Origin of the sequence: Mesorhizobium sp. B2-4-15, from assembly GCF_006658505.1 — a bacterium.
Classification (GTDB): Bacteria; Pseudomonadota; Alphaproteobacteria; order Rhizobiales; family Rhizobiaceae; genus Mesorhizobium.
In genome coordinates this window covers 55,838-72,734 of sequence record NZ_VFUZ01000024.1, presented here as the reverse complement: position 1 = coordinate 72,734, position 16,897 = coordinate 55,838, and the positions used below count along the sequence as shown (strand labels likewise).

The 16,897-nt window shown below is 62.3% G+C and carries 13 protein-coding genes; 8 read left to right on the top strand and 5 right to left on the bottom strand.

The window, feature by feature from the left end; translation table 11 throughout:
• Positions 1-81: 81 nt before the first annotated feature.
• A complete protein-coding gene (locus FJ930_RS23960) occupies positions 82-1,176 on the bottom strand; it encodes a BMP family ABC transporter substrate-binding protein (RefSeq protein WP_141840370.1) in 1,095 nt (364 codons plus the stop codon).
• Positions 1,173-2,009, bottom strand: coding sequence for a GntR family transcriptional regulator (locus FJ930_RS23955; protein WP_140749554.1), 837 nt, complete (start codon positions 2,007-2,009; stop codon positions 1,173-1,175). The genes FJ930_RS23960 and FJ930_RS23955 overlap by 4 nt, the downstream gene beginning before the upstream one ends.
• 251 nt (positions 2,010-2,260) lie before the next feature.
• On the opposite strand from FJ930_RS23955, the gene FJ930_RS23950 reads away from it, so the two are divergent.
• The 5 genes from FJ930_RS23950 to FJ930_RS23930 are packed head-to-tail and all read left to right on the top strand — an operon-like array spanning position 2,261 to position 7,677.
• Positions 2,261-3,118 (top strand): aromatic ring-hydroxylating dioxygenase subunit alpha, encoded by an 858-nt coding sequence (locus tag FJ930_RS23950; RefSeq protein WP_141840369.1) that lies wholly within the window; start codon positions 2,261-2,263, stop codon positions 3,116-3,118.
• A complete protein-coding gene (locus FJ930_RS23945) occupies positions 3,118-4,041 on the top strand; it encodes an aromatic ring-hydroxylating dioxygenase subunit alpha (RefSeq protein ID WP_141840368.1) in 924 nt (307 codons plus the stop codon). The genes FJ930_RS23950 and FJ930_RS23945 overlap by 1 nt, the downstream gene beginning before the upstream one ends.
• Positions 4,042-4,065: 24 nt before the next feature.
• Positions 4,066-5,832: a Rieske 2Fe-2S domain-containing protein gene (locus FJ930_RS23940; RefSeq protein ID WP_141840367.1), complete on the top strand. Its 1,767-nt coding sequence runs from the start codon at positions 4,066-4,068 to the stop codon at positions 5,830-5,832.
• A gap of 9 nt (positions 5,833-5,841) precedes the next feature.
• The gene (locus tag FJ930_RS23935) at positions 5,842-6,492 is read left to right on the top strand and encodes a glutathione S-transferase (RefSeq protein WP_140749542.1); all 651 of its coding nucleotides are present in this window, start codon (positions 5,842-5,844) and stop codon (positions 6,490-6,492) included.
• A 57-nt stretch (positions 6,493-6,549) separates the two neighbouring features.
• On the top strand, positions 6,550-7,677 hold the full coding sequence (locus FJ930_RS23930; protein ID WP_141840366.1) for an S-(hydroxymethyl)glutathione dehydrogenase/class III alcohol dehydrogenase: 1,128 nt from the start codon (positions 6,550-6,552) through the stop codon (positions 7,675-7,677).
• 236 nt (positions 7,678-7,913) lie between these two features.
• Here the strand turns inward: FJ930_RS23930 and FJ930_RS23925 are convergent, their stop codons facing one another.
• Both FJ930_RS23925 and FJ930_RS23920 read right to left on the bottom strand, forming a co-directional pair.
• Complete coding sequence (locus tag FJ930_RS23925; protein WP_246677007.1) at positions 7,914-9,443, bottom strand: DHA2 family efflux MFS transporter permease subunit; 1,530 nt, start codon at positions 9,441-9,443, stop codon at positions 7,914-7,916.
• The gene (locus FJ930_RS23920; protein WP_246677005.1) at positions 9,337-10,482 is read right to left on the bottom strand and encodes an HlyD family secretion protein; all 1,146 of its coding nucleotides are present in this window, start codon (positions 10,480-10,482) and stop codon (positions 9,337-9,339) included. The genes FJ930_RS23925 and FJ930_RS23920 overlap by 107 nt, the downstream gene beginning before the upstream one ends.
• 628 nt (positions 10,483-11,110) lie before the next feature.
• Between FJ930_RS23920 and FJ930_RS23910 the strand changes: the two genes are divergently transcribed.
• The 3 genes from FJ930_RS23910 to FJ930_RS23900 are packed head-to-tail and all read left to right on the top strand — an operon-like array spanning position 11,111 to position 15,049.
• The gene (locus FJ930_RS23910; protein WP_246677004.1) at positions 11,111-11,743 is read left to right on the top strand and encodes a (2Fe-2S)-binding protein; all 633 of its coding nucleotides are present in this window, start codon (positions 11,111-11,113) and stop codon (positions 11,741-11,743) included.
• A gap of 1 nt (position 11,744) precedes the next feature.
• The gene (locus FJ930_RS23905; RefSeq protein ID WP_140747138.1) at positions 11,745-12,767 is read left to right on the top strand and encodes a xanthine dehydrogenase family protein subunit M; all 1,023 of its coding nucleotides are present in this window, start codon (positions 11,745-11,747) and stop codon (positions 12,765-12,767) included.
• 2 nt (positions 12,768-12,769) lie between these two features.
• Positions 12,770-15,049 (top strand): xanthine dehydrogenase family protein molybdopterin-binding subunit, encoded by a 2,280-nt coding sequence (locus FJ930_RS23900; protein WP_141840364.1) that lies wholly within the window; start codon positions 12,770-12,772, stop codon positions 15,047-15,049.
• 67 nt (positions 15,050-15,116) lie between these two features.
• Here the strand turns inward: FJ930_RS23900 and FJ930_RS23895 are convergent, their stop codons facing one another.
• Positions 15,117-16,829 (bottom strand): HAD family hydrolase, encoded by a 1,713-nt coding sequence (locus FJ930_RS23895; RefSeq protein ID WP_141840363.1) that lies wholly within the window; start codon positions 16,827-16,829, stop codon positions 15,117-15,119.
• Positions 16,830-16,897: the final 68 nt, after the last annotated feature.

Below are 16,897 nucleotides of genomic sequence, written 5' to 3'. Positions count from 1 at the left end.
GCGTGAAGCAAGGTTGGACGGGAACCAGGCAAGGAGACGCCGAAAGTCAGGCTTCGGCGTCTCCCGGCTCTGCGATGGCGATCAGCTCAGCTTGCCGATCATCCCCTTGACGAACCAGTTCATGCCGCGAATGCCGTCGTCGGTCAAAACCGATCCCGCCGCGACCTTGACCTTGCCGTCCTGGTCCTTCAACTCGCCGGCATAAGGGTGCACCTTGCCGCTGCCGATGTCGGCCTCGAGCTGCTTGAGCTTGGCCTTGGTGTCGGCTGGCATGCCGTCATTATAGGGGGCCATCTTCACGACGCCGGCTGCCAGTCCGTCCCAACGCACTTCCGGCTTCCAGCTGCCGGCGGCGACAGCCTTGGCGGCACCAACATAGTCGCTGGTCCAGTCCAGCACGAAGGAGGTCAGCTGCTTGCCCGAGCCGAACTTGGCCATGTCGCTGGCATAGCCGATCGACCAGGCGCCGCCTTCGCCGGCAACCTGGACGCCGGTCGCGGTATCGGTCATCGAACAGATGACGTCGCAGCCTTGTGAAAGCAGCGTCTTGGCCGCTTCCTTCTCCTTGCCCGGATCGAACCAGGAATTGAGGAAAATGGCGTTGCAGGTGGCGTTCGGGTTGACGCTTTGCGCGCCGAGCAGCAGCGCATTGGCGGGGCCGACGATATCGGGGATCGGAAAGCCGCCGATGAAGCCGATCTTGCCCGATTTCGACATGTAGCCGCCCGCCGCTCCGGCGACGAAAGTGCCTTCGTAGTACTTGGCCTCGAAGGTTCCGAGATTGGCGAGATGGACGATGCCCGAGCAATGTTCGAAGGCGATCTTGGGGAAGCGCGGCGCCACCTTCTGCATCGGCGTGCCGTGCGAGAAGCTGGTGCCGAAGATCAGTTGGTTGCCGGCGCTGGCGAGCTCGCGGAAGATGCGCTCCGCGTCCTGTGGCATGAAGATGTTGTCGATGACGGTCAGGGCGACCTTGTCGCCGAATTGCGACTTGATCGCGTCGACGCCAAGACTGTGCTGCTTGGTCCAGCCGATCTCCGCGACCGGCGAGACATAGACGACGCCGATCTTGAGCACCTCCTGGGCCCGCGCGATGGTGCTCAGTCCTCCGGCGCCGAGCGCGGCGCCGATCGCGCCGCTGTATTTGAGGAATCCGCGTCTTGTCAGGTTGTTCATGTTGGTAACCCTCTGTTGGTTTTTTTGGTTGATGCCCGGCTTGTCGATGCCCGGTCTGTTTTGGGGAGATGGACGTGCACGTGCCCCGCGCTGTCGCCATTTCCGGATGTCCTTGCCGGCTTCCTCGATGGCACCAGGGTTGCACCGTCGGCCTTGCCGTCAAGGTAAGGTGCCAGCGCCTCGGCCGGCGTCATTTCCGCAAAGACTTCACGGTCCATGATGTAGCCGCGCACCACCGTGCGGTGATGCGTGTCGATCAGGTCCATGGCCTGTTTCAGGCGGCCCTTTTCCAAGAGGTCGACCACCCGCGAATGGTCGTCGAGCAGATTGCAATAGTCGAAATCCGCGGTGATGAGCGAGCGCAGCAGCGTCGTGCGGCGCACGAGCTGCGCATGGATTTCCTGCATCACCTTGTTGCGGCTGAGACGCACGAAAACGGTGTGGAATTCCTGCCCGAGCACATCCGCCAACGCATCGTTGCCGGCGGCAACCGCCTGGCGCTGACGTTCGACATGCTGGCGCAATTCCGCCCAACCGGCCGGACCAAGGCGGTCGCTGAGCTGGGCGGCCACGCCCTGTTCGACAAGCGTCAGGGCGTCGTAGATTTCCATCGCCTCCTGCATGCTCGGCTTGGCGACGAAGGCGCCACGATTGCGCTCGATCTGGGCCAGTCCATCGTCGGCAAGCCGTATCAAAGCCTGGCGCACCACGATGCGGCTGACGTCGAATATTTCCGCAAGTTCGCGCTCGCCGAGCTTGCATCCCGGAACCAGACGGTGATCGATGATGGCGCGTGTCAGTGTATCCGCGATCGTCTGGGAACGGCTGGTCAAGGCGTGGCTCTCCGCCATTTCGAGGGCATGATCAGCAGGCTCTCCGTGGTGACGACGTGCCTCGTTGGGATGCGACATATCCCGAATTCAGAATTTCATGTATCGGAAGTCAATCACCGAATTCTGTCAACACAAAAAACGAATTTGGCCGACAAAAAATTATTGATTGATATCCAATCTTATGGTTTCGTGATCTCGAAACGCCGGGCTAGGTTCATGGTGAAGGGCTAGCCGAGTTGGGAGGGAAGCCGATGGCAACCCGCTGCGTCGATCGCGAGCTTCTGAACGACTGGCATGTTGTCGCCGACCAGGAATCGCTCAGTCCGGATACGCCATTTCCGACACGTCTGCTGGGGGCCGACCTCGTGGTGCGCAGGCGTCGCGACAGGACTGATGTCGTGCGCACCGATACCGGCGCCGCGCTGAGGAGCGCTGAGCGCTACGGCTTCATCTGGGCATGTCTCGACAAGCCCTGGCGCGACATCATCTACATTCCCGAGGCCAACGAGGCCGACCGCCATCTCGTCAGTGGCGGGTCGATCGCGGTCAAGGTGTCCGGCCTTCGGGCCGTCGAGAATTTTCTCGACATGGGCCATTTCCCATTCATCCACACCGGCTGGCTTGGCGAAGAGCCGCATACGGAAGTGGCTCCCTACAAGGTGGAAATCACCGCCCAGGACGAGGTGCTGGCGACCGAATGCAAATTCTATCAGCCCATCGCCTCGCCGACCGCCAAGGAAGGATTTGTCGTCGACTACATCTACAAGGTGATCCGGCCCTATACGGTGGCGCTTTACAAGAGCAATCCGATCCAGAAGGACCGGCTCGATGTGATCACTCTGTTCGTGCAGCCGGTCGACGAGGAGAACTGCATCGCCCATCCCTATCTTTGCTATCTCAAGGAAGGCATGGCGGCGGCAACGGTGCGTAGCTTCATGCAGCTCATCTTCGCCCAGGACAAGCCGATCCTGGAAAACCAGGTACCCAAGCGCCTGCCGCTTGATCCGCGCGCCGAAACGCCGATCCGAGCAGATGCCGTCTCGGTTTCATACCGGCGCTGGCTGCGCGATCGGGCCGTCACTTATGGCGCCATACCGGCACAATCCTGATGACGTCCAAAACGGCATTCAAAGGTAACACGATGACAAAATGCTCCGATCCTGTGATTCTCAATCTCTGGCATCCTGTCGGTGCGATCGCCGAGGCCGCCCCCGGGGTTATCCAGGAAACAGTTTTGCTTGAGGAACGCCTCGGTTTCGCAGTCGAGGCGAATGGAGAGCCCGTTGTCTGGCGCTCGCGGCCGGATCTGCGTTGGGCCGATCAGGTTCCGAGCGTCGACAGGCTTCCGGCAAGGAGCGCCTATGGCTACGTCTGGACCTCGCTTGGGTCGCCGCCAGCCGATCTGTTCCCGATCCCCGAATATGGCGAGCCGGATCGCCGCAAGCTCAACGCGGCAACCTTTGGCGTCAATGTCTCGGCGCCTCGCGCCATCGAAAATTTTCTCGACATGGGCCACTTTCCCTATGTGCACACCGACATTCTCGGCGTCGAACCGCATACCGAAGTGAAGGAATACGATGTCGAGATTTCGGTGGATCGTGACGAGATCCTGGCTACCCGTTGCCGCTTCTTCCAGCCGATGGCTTCGACTGCTTCCGATGGTGGCGCCGACGTGGATTACGTCTATCGCGTGCCGCACCCCTATTGCTCGGTGCTCTACAAATCGAGCCCGGTCGACGAGGCCCGGCGCGACGTGATCGCCATCTTCCTGCAGCCGGTCGATCAGGAGCATGTACGTGCGCACATGCTGCTTTGCGTGCTCGACGAGGATAATGAAGACAAGGTGATCAAGCGCTTCCAGCAGACGATCTTCGGCCAGGACAAGCCGATCCTCGAGAACCAGGTGCCGAAACGCCTACCGCTCGATCCGCGCGCCGAAACTCCGATCCGTGCCGACAAGTCCGCGATCGCATACCGGCGCTGGCTCAGCCAGAAGGGCGTGACCTACGGGGTCATTCCGGCCGCGGCCTGACAAGACATTTTTTGGAGACGACGAATGCTGGAAGTAGCCAAGAGCCAGTGGCATCCGATCGCTGCCGCCCATGACCTGCCCTACCGCCATGTTTTCCATGGCCAATTGCTCGGCCGGGAATTCGCCGTCTGGCGTGCCGACGACGGCTACGTCAACATCTGGGAGAACCGCTGCCTGCATCGCGGCGTCAGGTTGTCGATCGGCATCAATGACGGCCGCGAGTTGAAGTGCCAATATCACGGCTGGCGCTATTCGAACCGCACAGCCGGCTGCACCTATATCCCCGCACATCCGGCCGACGCGCCGGCCCGCACCATCACCAACCGCACCTTTCCGGCCGTCGAGCGCTACGGCCTGGTCTGGTCGTCCGAAGAGCCGCGCGGCGAAGTGCCTGTCATCGCCAGCCTCCCCGAGGGCAAGCTTCTTGCATTGCGTGGAATTCCGGTCAACGCGCCGGCCGACCGGGTCGTCGAACGGCTGAAGGCCTACCGCTTTCAGCCGAATGGGGCGATCGATGGCGATGGTGGCGAAACCCTGGTCGAGGCCGCTCAGGATTTTGCCGTGGCGCTGCTTTCGCGCGACGGCAACGCGCGGACGCATGGTGTCTTCTTTGTTCAGCCGGTTGATTCCAACCGCTCGGTCATCCGCGGCGTGCTCGACCAGGATGCCGAGGGGGCTGTGCGCATCGCCATCCTGCGCCACCACAATGAACGGCTGTCGAAGCTGCGCGACGAGGCGGAGCGCGAGGCGGCCAACGCGTCGGCGCCCGCGCCGCTCGAGCCGGTCTATGAAAGGGTGTCGGCCGAGCTTGCCGAAATGCCGGAGCTGACCACGCATGGCCGCAAGGCGGCGCTGCGCGTCACGGTGGCGAGGAAATGGCCGGCGGCTGATGGGATCGCGGGCTTCGAGCTTCGCCCGATCAAGGGTCTTCTGCCCACTTTCCAGCCCGGCGCGCATATCGACGTGCACATGCCAAATGGCGAGGTCCGCCAATATTCGATTACCAATGGGCCCGGCGAGACCGACAGTTTCGTCATCGGCGTCAAGCTGGAACGGGATTCGAAGGGCGGTTCGAAATGCATGCACGAGACTGTGCGCGAGGGCGATGTGCTGGCGATTTCGGAGCCGCGCAACAACTTCCCGCTGCGCCGCGACTCCATCAAGACGATCTTCGTCGCCGGCGGCATCGGCATCACGCCGCTGCTCGCCATGGCGCAGGCGCTGAAGAACCAGGACCTGACGCATGAGCTGCACTATTTTGCCCAAGGCGAAGAGCATCTCGCTTTTGCCGACCGGCTGAAGCAACTCGGCGATGCGCTCAAGCCGCATCTCGGGCTGTCGCCGGACGCGACCGGCGCCGAGCTTCGACAGGTTCTCGGCGGTTACCGGAACGGCATGCATCTCTACATCTGCGGCCCCGGACCGATGCTGGAAGCCGCGCGCAAGATCGCGGCCGAGCAAGGCTGGCCGGATACGGCAGTGCATTTCGAGTACTTCAAGAACACCAACAAGATCGACGACAGCTCGAGCTTCGAGATCGCTTTGGCGCGGTCCTGCGTCACGCTGCAAGTACCGGCCGGCAAGACGATCATGCAGGTCATGCGCGAGAACGGCATCGAGGTGCCGTCATCTTGCGAGCAGGGCGCCTGCGGCACCTGCGTGGCGGCGGTGATCGAAGGCGAGCCCGACCATCAGGACGTCTATCTCAACGACGCCGAGAGGAAGGCAGGGACCAAGATCATGACCTGCGTGTCGCGAGCGAAGTCCGCGCGCCTCGTGCTGGACATCTAGGGGATGCCGATGATCACGCTTTACGACTACGAACTCTCTGGCAATTGCTACAAATTGCGGCTGCTGATGAGTTTCCTCGGCATTGAGTACAAGACCGTGCCGGTGGACTTCTATCCCGGTCGCGAGCACAAGTCGGAATGGTTCCTGAAGCTCAATCCGCTCGGGCAACTGCCGGTCATCGAGGATGGTGGACTGATCCTGCGCGACGCCCAGGCAATCCTGGTCTATCTCGCATCGAAATACGATCCGTCCGGCACCTGGTACCCGCGAGACAATCCGGACTTGCTTGGCGAAGTCAGCCAGTGGCTGGCTTTTGCCGACAGTATCACCGCAACGGCGTCCGCCGCCCGCCTGCATGATGCGCTATTCTACGATTTCGACATCGATGCCGCGCGCGCTGGAGCGCATCGGCTATTCCGCATCCTCGACGAGCATCTATGGTTCGGCGAGCAGCAAGGCCGCAACTGGATCTGCCCGGCCGGTCATCCGACCGTCGCCGATATCGCCTGCTTCCCCTACATCATCCTGTCGGAGGAGGGGGGCATCCCGCGCCAGGACTATCCGGCGATCCGCCGTTGGTGCGATCGCGTCAAGCGCATCAAGGGATTTACCGTTATGTCGGGCGTGTTCCCGGCAGGACCGGCCAGGGCCGCAGCATAATCATTTTCAGAAGAGTCCGGGCACGGCCTGGCAAATGAAGTTTGGGGAGAAGGAAGAATGAAAACGCGCGCCGCTGTCGCCGTCGCCGCCGGAAAGCCGCTGGAGATCATGGAGGTCGACCTCGACGGTCCTCAGCCCGGCGAGGTGTTGGTCGAGATCAAGGCGACGGGCATCTGCCACACCGACGAGTTCACGCTCTCGGGCGCCGATCCGGAAGGCATCTTCCCGGCCATTCTTGGCCATGAAGGCGCCGGTGTCGTGGTCGATGTCGGCAAGGGCGTCACCTCGGTCAGGAAGGGCGACCATGTCATCCCGCTCTATACGCCCGAATGCCGGCAGTGCCCGTCCTGCCTGTCCAGGAAAACCAACCTCTGCACCGCCATTCGCGCCACCCAGGGGCAAGGCCTGATGCCGGACGGCTCGTCGCGCTTTTCCACCGGCAAGGACAAGATCTTCCACTATATGGGCTGCTCGACCTTCTCCAACTTCACGGTGCTGCCCGAGATCGCGGTGGCCAAGGTCAACCCCGACGCCCCCTTCGACAAGATCTGCTACATCGGTTGCGGCGTCACCACCGGCATCGGTGCCGTCATCAACACCGCCAAGGTCGAGCAAGGGGCAACGGCCGTCGTCTTCGGCCTCGGCGGCATCGGCCTCAACGTCATCCAGGGCCTGAAGCTTGCCGGCGCCGACATGATCATCGGCGTTGATCTCAACAACGACAAGAAGGAATGGGGCGAGCGCTTCGGCATGACGCATTTCGTCAATCCGAAGGAGATCGACGGCGACATCGTGCCTTATCTCGTCAACATGACCAAGCGCGGCGCCGACCAGATCGGCGGCGCCGACTACACGTTCGACTGCACCGGCAACACCAAGGTGATGCGCCAGGCGCTGGAAGCCTCGCACCGCGGCTGGGGCAAGTCCGTCGTCATCGGCGTCGCCGGCGCCGGCCAGGAGATCTCGACGCGGCCGTTCCAACTGGTCACCGGCCGCAGCTGGATGGGCACCGCCTTCGGCGGCGCGCGCGGCCGCACCGACGTGCCCAAAATCGTCGACTGGTACATGGACGGCAAGATCCAGATCGACCCGATGATCACCCACACGCTGAAGCTCGAGGACATCAACAAGGGGTTCGACCTCATGCATGAGGGCAAGTCGATCCGAAGCGTCGTCGTTTATTGAAGCCAGCCACACGCCGCCAGCCAAGACCGGGCTCGAACCCTACGATTGCCTCAAGCCCCGGCCTGATGGACAGCCAGGAAATCCGGCGCCTGCGGCCATAGTCACGGAACGCCAAGGCTTTTCGCGGGCCTCCAGCCTCCCGGCCAGGTCAGCGTGTTCCCCAAGCCCGGCGTCAACCGGCGGCGCCATCGAGGTGCACCCCGATTACGCCGCCGGCGCTGTTTGCCCCCTCCAGGCTAGTGCCCTTGAGGTTTCGGCTTGGGAGATCGGAGCAAAAGCGCCAGGGGAACAAGCAAGGCCGTCGCCACCGCGCAATAACGGAAGACGTCGACATAGGCGAGCAGCGACGCCTGGCGCGCGATGAGCTGGCCGATCCAGCCGATGGCTTGCTGCTTGGCTTCGACCAAGGGCGAGCCCTGGGCGACGAAATGGTCGGTCACCTGGCGAAGAACCTGTTGATAGGTCGCGGACGATTGTGCCGTATGGGCGACCAGATTGGATTGATGCAATTGCGCGTTTTGAGCGATTACGGTGTTGGACAACGACACGCCGACGCTGCCGCCGATATTGCGGGCGACGTTGATCAGGGCCGAGGCCTGGTTGGTCTGCTGCGGCCGCAGGCCGACATAGGACGCGGTCGAGATCGGAATGAAGAGGAAGGGCAATCCGATCATCAGGAAGACGCGGGCGAAGGCGAAAAAACGGAAGCTGGCGTCCGGCGTCAGCGACGTCATGTGCCATAGGGCGACCGCCACCACCGACATGCCGAGCATGATCAGGTATTTGGGCTGGACGATACCAGCGGCAAATCCCGAAACCGGCATCAGCATCAGCATGGCGATGCCGCCCGGCATCATCGACAAGCCCGACAGCGTCGCCGTGTAGTCGAAGGCGGTCTGCTGCAGCTGCGGCATCAACTGCGTGGTGGAGAACAGGACGGCGCCGACCGCCATCATCACCAGGAACGACGTGCCAAACTGGCGGCTGAAGAGCAGCCGTATGTCGACGATCGGGTCGTCGCGGCTCAGTTCCCATGGGATGAGCAGCAGGAACGAGATCGCCGAGATCACGGCGAAAATGGTGATGAAGGTCGATGCGAACCAGTCGTTGCGCTGCCCCTCGTCAAGGAAGATTTCCAGGCAGCCAAGCGCCAGGGCGACGAGCAGGAAGCCGACCCAGTCGATCTTCAGGCCGCCGCGCAGCCTCTCCTGGCGTTCGTCCTCGAGCACCTTAGGCTCAACCAGCAACCACTGGACCAGCGCCACCGAGAGGATGCCGAACGGCACGTTGATGAAGAAAATCCAGTGCCAGGAGAAATGGTCGGTCAGCCACCCGCCTAGGGTCGGTCCGACCGTCGGCGCGACGATGACGGCGATACCGTAGAGGGCGAATGCCTGCGAGCGCTTTTCAGGTGGAAAGGTGTCGGCCAGGATGGATTGCTCGCTTGGCGCCATGCCCCCGCCGCCAAGGCCTTGCAGGATCCTGAACAGGATCAGCATTTCGAGATTCGGGGCCAGCCCGCACAGCAGCGATGCGATTGTGAAGGTCGCGACGCAAAACATGTAGTAGCGTTTGCGGCCGACAACGCTGGCCAGCCAGCCGCTGACCGGAATGATGACGGAATTGGCGACAAGGTAGGTCGTGATGATCCAGGTGCTTTCATCCACGCCGGCCGCCAGGCTGCCGGCGATGTTGCGCAGCGCCACATTGGCGATGGAGGTGTCGAGCACCAGCATGAAGGTGGCGATGGAGACCACGATGGCGATGAGCCAGGGGTTGCGGCCGCCGGCGGCCGAACGGCTTTCGTCTTGCCCGCGCGTCGCTTCGCCGGTCATCGCACCTTGCCGTCGGCACCACCGAAAGGCCGGGGCCCAGAAGCACGTCAGGCGCATTGTCGAAGACGATCTTGACCGGCACACGCTGCACGACCTTGACGAAGTTGCCGGTGGCGTTTTCCGCTGGCAGCAGGCTGAAGGCGGTGCCGCTGCCGGCCTGGATGCTGTCGACACGGCCATGGAAAGTCTTGTCGGGATAGGCGTCGATGTCGATGTCGACTGGCTGTCCGGCCCGCATCAGGTCGAGTTGGGTCTCCTTGAAGTTCGCCTTCACCCAAACCTCGTTGGGAACGAACATCATCAGCACCTGGCCCGGCTGGGTATAGGTGCCGATGGCGGCTGAAATGTTTGTTGCCCGGCCGGCGACAGGCGCGGTTATGGTGGTGCGTGCCAACGCCGTGCGAGCCTGGTTCTGGGTGGCTTCTGCCTGCCGGAGCTTGGCTTCGCTGGTTTTGGTCTGCGCCTGCAAAACCGAAACCTGGCTCTTCGCCGCGGCCACGTCCGCCACCGTGCTGTCGAGCGTTGCCTGGTCCTGCCGCAGCGTCGATGCCGCCTGCTGTGCCTGCTGTTGCGTCGCTGTTCCCTTGGCCAGCAATTCGCGATTGCGCTGGTCCTCTGCCTTGGCGAAGTCGACCGCCGCCTGCGCCTGGGCAACCTGCTTCTGCGTCGCGTCGATCTTGGCGTTTTGCGCCTCGATCTGGGCCGCGACATTGGCGATGTCGGCTTGCGCGGCGGCCACGCCGGCGTCGGCTTGGTCGAGCGATGCGCGGTAGTCGCTGTCGTCGATGCGCAACAGGACATCACCCTTGCGCACCGGCTGATTGTCGGTGACGGCCACGTCGGTGATGCGCCCGGCGATTTCGGCGCTGACGGTGACCGTGCGGGCATCTATGAAAGCATCGTCCGTGGATTCGTATTGGCGGGCATTGAGCCACCAGATGACGCCTCCCGCCACGATCAGCAGCAGCACAAGGGCAATGGCGGCTGTCGCATAGGGATGACGCCTGGGAAAACCGAGCAGATCGGTGTCCCGCGGCGGGGCGTCCGGCCCTCCCTTACCGCTATTACGCGGTCGTTGAGCCCGCGCTTGGCGGAGCGCCGCTCGCGTTTCATCGACGCGCTCAGCTTTTGGGTCGGCTCTTTCAACTTTCGTGTCCAAGGGGATAGCTTTCGGGTTACCGAGGCTTTCGTCGACGCCGGCGGCGGACGCAAAACAACGAAGGGCCTTGGCAAAGGTTCCTGTCCAAAGGACATGACCCCTCGCGGCTTGGCACCTCAGCCGATCGCAAGGCGCAGCACGATTGCCAGCGCTACGATACCAATCAGCCCGGCGATGAAGATGATCCGGCCGTGCGGGTTCTCAGGACGATTTCGCCTTGCCGAGCGTCTTGTGCGGAAAGACCGGTCCTTCGTTCTCACGGCGGGTTTGTCGATCGCTCATACTTAATCGCCTCCTGCTCAGGCAAAGAACCGCCGCTGAAGGAAGGAGGTTCCCGCTGGAGTTACTTGTCAAAGAGGAATGCGATCACAGAGACGTGAGGGGGGAACCTTGTGGCATCTCGGCGGTTCGGGCCACTCAAGCCAGCCGCGAGCCAGCCATGCCCAAGGTCATATCAACCGGCACCTCCACCGTTTCGAAACTCAGCCGGCGCAGCTTCATGAGCGGATCCGTTCTTGCAGCGGCGACAATGCCGATCATTACCCGGTCGGCGAAAGCCGAGGAGCCGCCATCCGACGGTCAGGACAATGCGCGCGCTCTTGCGGCGGTTTCGATGCGCGTCAACAGGCAGTCCTACAATTTTGCCCTCGACAATCGCACCAGTCTGCTGGACGCGCTGCGCGACCATGCCGGACTTACTGGTACCAAGAAGGGTTGTGACCACGGTCAATGCGGCGCCTGCACTGTTCTTGTCGACGGCAGACGGGTGCTCTCGTGCCTAAGCTTCGCGGTCATGAACGAAGGCCGCGACGTTACCACCATCGAGGGGCTTGCCGCCGCCGATGGCAGTCTGCATCCGATGCAACAGGCCTTCATCGACAATGATGCCTTCCAATGCGGCTATTGCACGCCGGGCCAGATCATGTCCGCGATCGGCTGCGTCAACGAAGGCCATGCGGGATCGGAAGATGATATCCGCGAATATATGAGCGGCAATCTTTGCCGGTGCGCCGCCTATCCGAACATCGTCGCGGCCATTGTCCAGGCGCGGGACGAAACGAGGAGGTCCTGACATGCGGCCCTTCGTCTACGAAAGACCTGCCGACGTCTCCGCCGCGGTTGCGGTCGCCTCGCGCTTTGCTGACCAGCAGGATCAGCCGACGAAAGCCGACGTTCAGTTCATCGCCGGCGCCACCAACCTTGCTGACTACATGAAACTCGGCGTTGCCAAGCCCAAGCGGCTGCTCGATCTGAACGCCCTGAGAGAACCGACCTTGCGACAGATCAAGATCGGTGACGGCATCATCCGCTTCGGGGCGTTGGTTCGAATGGGTGAGGCAGCCGACAATGACGATGTCAGGCGAATCTGCCCTCTGCTCTCCGAGAGCCTGAAACTCGCCGCCAGCGGTCAGATCCGCAATATGGCCAGCCTTGCGGGCAATGTCTTGCAACGAACGCGATGCGAGTATTTCCGCGAGACCTCTTGGCCCTGCAACAAGCGCGATCCAGGTTCCGGCTGTGCGGCAATGGAAGGGTTCAACCGCCAGCATGCCGTGCTCGGCACAAGCGATGGCTGTATCGCCACCTATCACGGCGATTTTGCCCAGGCGTTGATTGCGCTCGATGCCACCGTCGAGATCGAAGGAAAGCGCGGCGCGCGCAGAATGGAGTTCGCCAAACTTCATCGTCTTCCCGGTGATACGCCCGACATTGAAACAAATCTTGCGCCGGACGACGTCATTGTCGCCATCGAGGTGCCTTTCGCGGCATGGTCACGCCGCTCGCACTATCTGAAGATACGCGACCGCGAGTCCTATGCATTCGCCTTGGCTTCGGCGGCCGTCGCCCTCGATCTGGATGGCAACATGATAAGGCATGCGCGAATAGCCCTGGGCGGCGTGGCGACGGTGCCGTGGCGGGCAAAAGCCGCGGAAGAGGCGCTCCAGGGCAAAACGCTCGATCAGGAGGTGGCCGAGACGGCCGCCGACGCCGCTTTCGCGGAAGCGCAGCCGAGGCGATACAACGCGTTCAAGATACCACTTGGCAAACGCACTTTGGTGCGGGCGCTGCTCGAAACACGCGATATGAAGGTCTGACTATGAACCAAGCCGCTCCCGCGCCGAAGGAGAACATGGGCCAGCCGGTTCCCCGTATCGATGCCCGTCTGAAGGTGACCGGCCAGGCCGGTTATTCCGCCGACCTTGCCGCCGGGAATGTCGCCTATGCCGCGCTTGCAACCAGCACGATTGCCAAGGGCGCGATCCAGGCTCTTCACCTTGACAGGGCGCGAGCCGTCCCCGGCGTGCTCGACATCGTCAGCATCGGCGACATGGATCAGATCGAAAAGCCGAAATTCGGCAATACCGGCGCTAGTTCGATCGGTCCGTTGCACGACAAGACCGTTTTCCATGATGGCCAGATCATTGCCCTGACGATCGCCGAGAGCTTCGAGGCAGCCGAAGAAGCCGCGATGCTGATTGAGGCCGACTACGCGCAGGAAAACCCGAGCGCAAGCTTCGATTCCCAGGGAACCAAGATCGAACCGGCCGCCGGCAAAAGCCCGATGTACAAGGAGGACGCCAAGGTCGGCGACTTCGATTCCGCCTATGCCTCGGCCGAAGTGAAGATCGACCAGAAATATTCGACACCCACCCAACATCACAATCCTATCGAGCTCTTTTCAACCACGGCATGGTGGCAGGGCGACCAACTCACCGTGCATGAGCCCAGCCAGAACGTCACCGGTTGGAAGATCGAACTGGCGAGGCAGCTGAAGATCGATCCGGCCAATGTGCGTATCATCAGCCCCTATGTTGGCGGTGCATTCGGTTCCAAGGGACCGATGACGGCTCGTACGGCGATCGTGGCGGTCGCCGCTCGTCGTGTGGGTCGGCCGGTGCGCTGCGTGGTCAGCCGCATGCAGGCTTTCGGCACGCAGACCTATCGGGCAGAAACCCGTCACCGCATTCGCATCGGAGCAGGCAAGGACGGTCACATCACCGCATTCGCGCATGAGGGCTGGGAGGTCACGTCCCGGCCCGATCCCTATGTTGTCGGCGGCGCCTCCGCCACTGCCCGCATGTACAACTATGGCTCGGTGCTGACGCATGTCTCGCTGGTCCGTGCCGACCGGAACACGCCGGGTTACATGCGATCGCCGCCCGAGACGCCCTATGTCTATGCGCTGGAAAACGCCATGGACGAAATGGCGGTGGCGCTTGGCATGGATCCCATCGAGTTCCGACGTATCAACGAGCCGCAGAAGGAGCCGATCGGCGGAAAGCCCTTTTCCAGCCGGTCGCTGCTCAAATGCTATGAACAGGCCGCCAGGGCGTTCGGCTGGTCGAGGCGCGAGGCAAGGGTAGGTTCGATGCGCGACGGGGACTGGCTGGTCGGCATGGGATGCGCGACCGCCATTTACCCGACCGCTGTAGCGCCGTGTGCCGCCCGCATTCGTTTGACAGCGGATGGCCAGGTCCGGGTGCAGTGCGGCTCGCACGAAATCGGCACCGGCGTGCGCACCGTGGCCGGCCAGATGGCCGCCGAACGCCTCGGCGTCGACTTGGACAAGGTCAGCGTCGAAATGGGTGACAGTGCCCTGCCGCCGGCACCGGTGTCGGGAGGCTCGATCTCCACCGCCAGTGTCTGCTCCGCGGTTCTCAAGGCGTGCGATGCGGTGCGTCAAAAACTGTTTGCGGCCGCCGTGGGCGAGGGTGGTCCGCTTGCCGGTTCCGGCAATGCGAAGCTCGACATGGCAGGAGAAAAGATCGTTGCCGATGATGGCAAGTCGGCAGCTCTGTCGGACCTCTTCAAGACCATGCAGATCGGCGCGATCGAGGAATATGCGGAATTCGCGCCACGGGGTTCCTCGCCGGAGGCGCTGAAGAAACTCTATGCCGGGGAGTCGGAGTTCCACGGCGGCGACCAGGATCAGGATTCGGTAAAATATGCTTTCGGCGCGGAGTTCGTCGAGGTTCGCGTCAACAGCCATACGCGGGAGGTTCGGGTACCACGACTGGTCGGCGCCTTTGCCGCTGGGCGCATCATGAACACGCGAACCGCCCGAAGCCAATTGATGGGCGGCATGATCTGGGGCATCGGTCAGGCCCTTCATGAAGCGACGGAGATCGACCAGCGCCACGCGCGTTACGTCAACCGCGACCTGCAAGATTATCTGGTCCCCGTCAACGCCGACATCAAGGAGGTGGAGGTGATCCTGGTTCCGGAAATCGATCACGAGGTCAATCCGGCCGGTGTCAAGGGACTGGGTGAGCTCGGCAATGTTGGAACCGCGGCCGCCGTGGCAAGCGCGGTCTATCATGCAACGGGAAAACGCATTCGCGACCTGCCGATCAGGATCGAGGATCTTGTCACTTGACCACGATGCCGGATTGGCCTGCCTTGCCGGCTCGTATCCGTGGCAGCACGCGGATGAGCGATTGAACCTACTCTTCCGGCGCTGTGGCTGGAGCGGTGTAACGCCGGCGCACCGCGTCGAGCACGATCTTGCGGCTCTCTTGCGGCGATAGCGTCTTGTCCTTTTCGGCGGCTGCCGTTTCGCGCGCCAGATCCTTGTCCCTGATCTGGTGGCGAAACCATTCGGAATAGTCGCCGGCGCGTAAATGATAGTCCCAGGTCTTGTCATCGATGCCCTCCGCCATCTGGGCGAAAATCATCAGATTGTGCGCCCTCAGGTTCATCGCATCGTCGGGACCTTTGAAATAGAAGCTGCCGGCCTCGTCGAGTTGGCCTTCGGCATATTTGCGGCTGTGTCGCCTGAGCGACTGGCGCGGTTCGATCACCTTCACGGTCATTGGTTTCTTGCCCATTTGCGGGCGCCAGAACAGCACGCGGTCTCCCTTTGGCGAAGGCATTTGCCCTGGCGGTTCGGTTCTCGTCTCACGACAGAATGTCTGGATGACGCTCTTGGCTGTTGGGCCAACGCCGATCACCGCCGTCACCAGGCGCAGAACATCCGCCGAGACCGCCTCCGGATGCACGGTGATGAGGATCGTGCCCGGCAATTCCAGGGACAGCACGGCACGGGTATCGTCGCGCCGGCTGGGCAGAAGATGGTGCGCTTCGTCGATGACCAGCCAATGCGGCCTTGCGGTTCGATAACGGAAATTGCCCAGGCCCGGCAGCAGGTCGGCGAAGAAGTCGGGGCGTTCGTCGACACGCAGAGCCAGTCCGTTGACGATCACATTGGTATCAGGCTTTTCGATCAGATCGAGCACTTGCTGCTTTGTCGGCACGCTCGAACCGTCGCCCAGCCCAACCGCACCTTGAAGGCCGTCATAGTCGCCTTCCGGATCGAAAATGCAGAACTGAAAACCCGCCTCGACGAACCGTTCGGTGAGCGCCGTGGCCAGCGTCGATTTGCCGATGCCGGAACTCCCCGCGATCAGGACCGTATCGATCGGCGACAGATGGATGTCCTTGCCGCCTGCCGTTCCGAGCAGGACGCCGTCGCGCCCCTTTTTCACGATAGCGCGATCCTGCTTGATCAGTTTGCTGATAAGTTCCTCGACGCCCTTGCCGCGTGCGCCGCGCGTCACGAGATCGGCGGTGTCTTTCACCGCCGGCAGCGCGTTGTCGACGGCGACGCTGCAGCCGCAGGCTTTCAGGAAGGCGTGGTCGTTTTCGGCATCGCCGACCGCCACCACATTGAGCGGCGACAGGCGAAGATCCTCCAGCACAGCGGCAAGCCCGGTCGCCTTGTTGATGCCGCTCGGCAGGATCATCACCGCGCCCTTGTTGAAGATGATCTCGAGTTCCAGTCCCAGTTTCTTGATGACCTCGAGCACCGTTGCCTGGTGAGGCTCCCAGGTGGCCACGATCGAGCGCCCGACCGATAGCGGCTTGACGCCGCGCTTCTTCAGCGCGGCGACAAAGTCGGGCGAGGGCGCCGGTGAAATGGTGCGTTCTTCTTCGCTGGCCGGCGTATAGACCAACGCCCCATTTTCGGCGACGACCTTGTCGAACAGCGCCATCTCGGGAAAGACCTGCTTGAGGTCGGGCAATTCGCGGCCGGTGACCAGGATAAGCTTTCGACCGGTCTTTTTCAGCCGCTCGAGCGCGGAGATGGTCTTTTTTGAGACAGTCCCGTTATATGCAAGAGTGCCGTCGTAATCCGTCGCGAAGGCTATTAAATACATCTCACCGACCTTTCACGACGCCGATAGGCTGCTGGCCGACGGATCGAGGAGTACCGATGTTGCGCTGG

Bases quoted from the DNA above. Each gene is read 5' to 3' on its own strand.
- FJ930_RS23960 (WP_141840370.1), bottom strand. From the start codon at position 1,176: ATGAACAACCTGACAAGACGCGGATTCCTCAAATACAGCGGCGCGATC.
- FJ930_RS23940 (WP_141840367.1), top strand. From the start codon at position 4,066: ATGCTGGAAGTAGCCAAGAGCCAGTGGCATCCGATCGCTGCCGCCCAT.
- FJ930_RS23930 (WP_141840366.1), top strand. From the start codon at position 6,550: ATGAAAACGCGCGCCGCTGTCGCCGTCGCCGCCGGAAAGCCGCTGGAG.
- FJ930_RS23900 (WP_141840364.1), top strand. From the start codon at position 12,770: ATGAACCAAGCCGCTCCCGCGCCGAAGGAGAACATGGGCCAGCCGGTT.
- FJ930_RS23950 (WP_141840369.1), top strand. From the start codon at position 2,261: ATGGCAACCCGCTGCGTCGATCGCGAGCTTCTGAACGACTGGCATGTT.
- FJ930_RS23895 (WP_141840363.1), bottom strand. From the start codon at position 16,829: ATGTATTTAATAGCCTTCGCGACGGATTACGACGGCACTCTTGCATAT.
- FJ930_RS23935 (WP_140749542.1), top strand. From the start codon at position 5,842: ATGATCACGCTTTACGACTACGAACTCTCTGGCAATTGCTACAAATTG.
- FJ930_RS23945 (WP_141840368.1), top strand. From the start codon at position 3,118: ATGACGTCCAAAACGGCATTCAAAGGTAACACGATGACAAAATGCTCC.
- FJ930_RS23905 (WP_140747138.1), top strand. From the start codon at position 11,745: ATGCGGCCCTTCGTCTACGAAAGACCTGCCGACGTCTCCGCCGCGGTT.
- FJ930_RS23910 (WP_246677004.1), top strand. From the start codon at position 11,111: ATGCCCAAGGTCATATCAACCGGCACCTCCACCGTTTCGAAACTCAGC.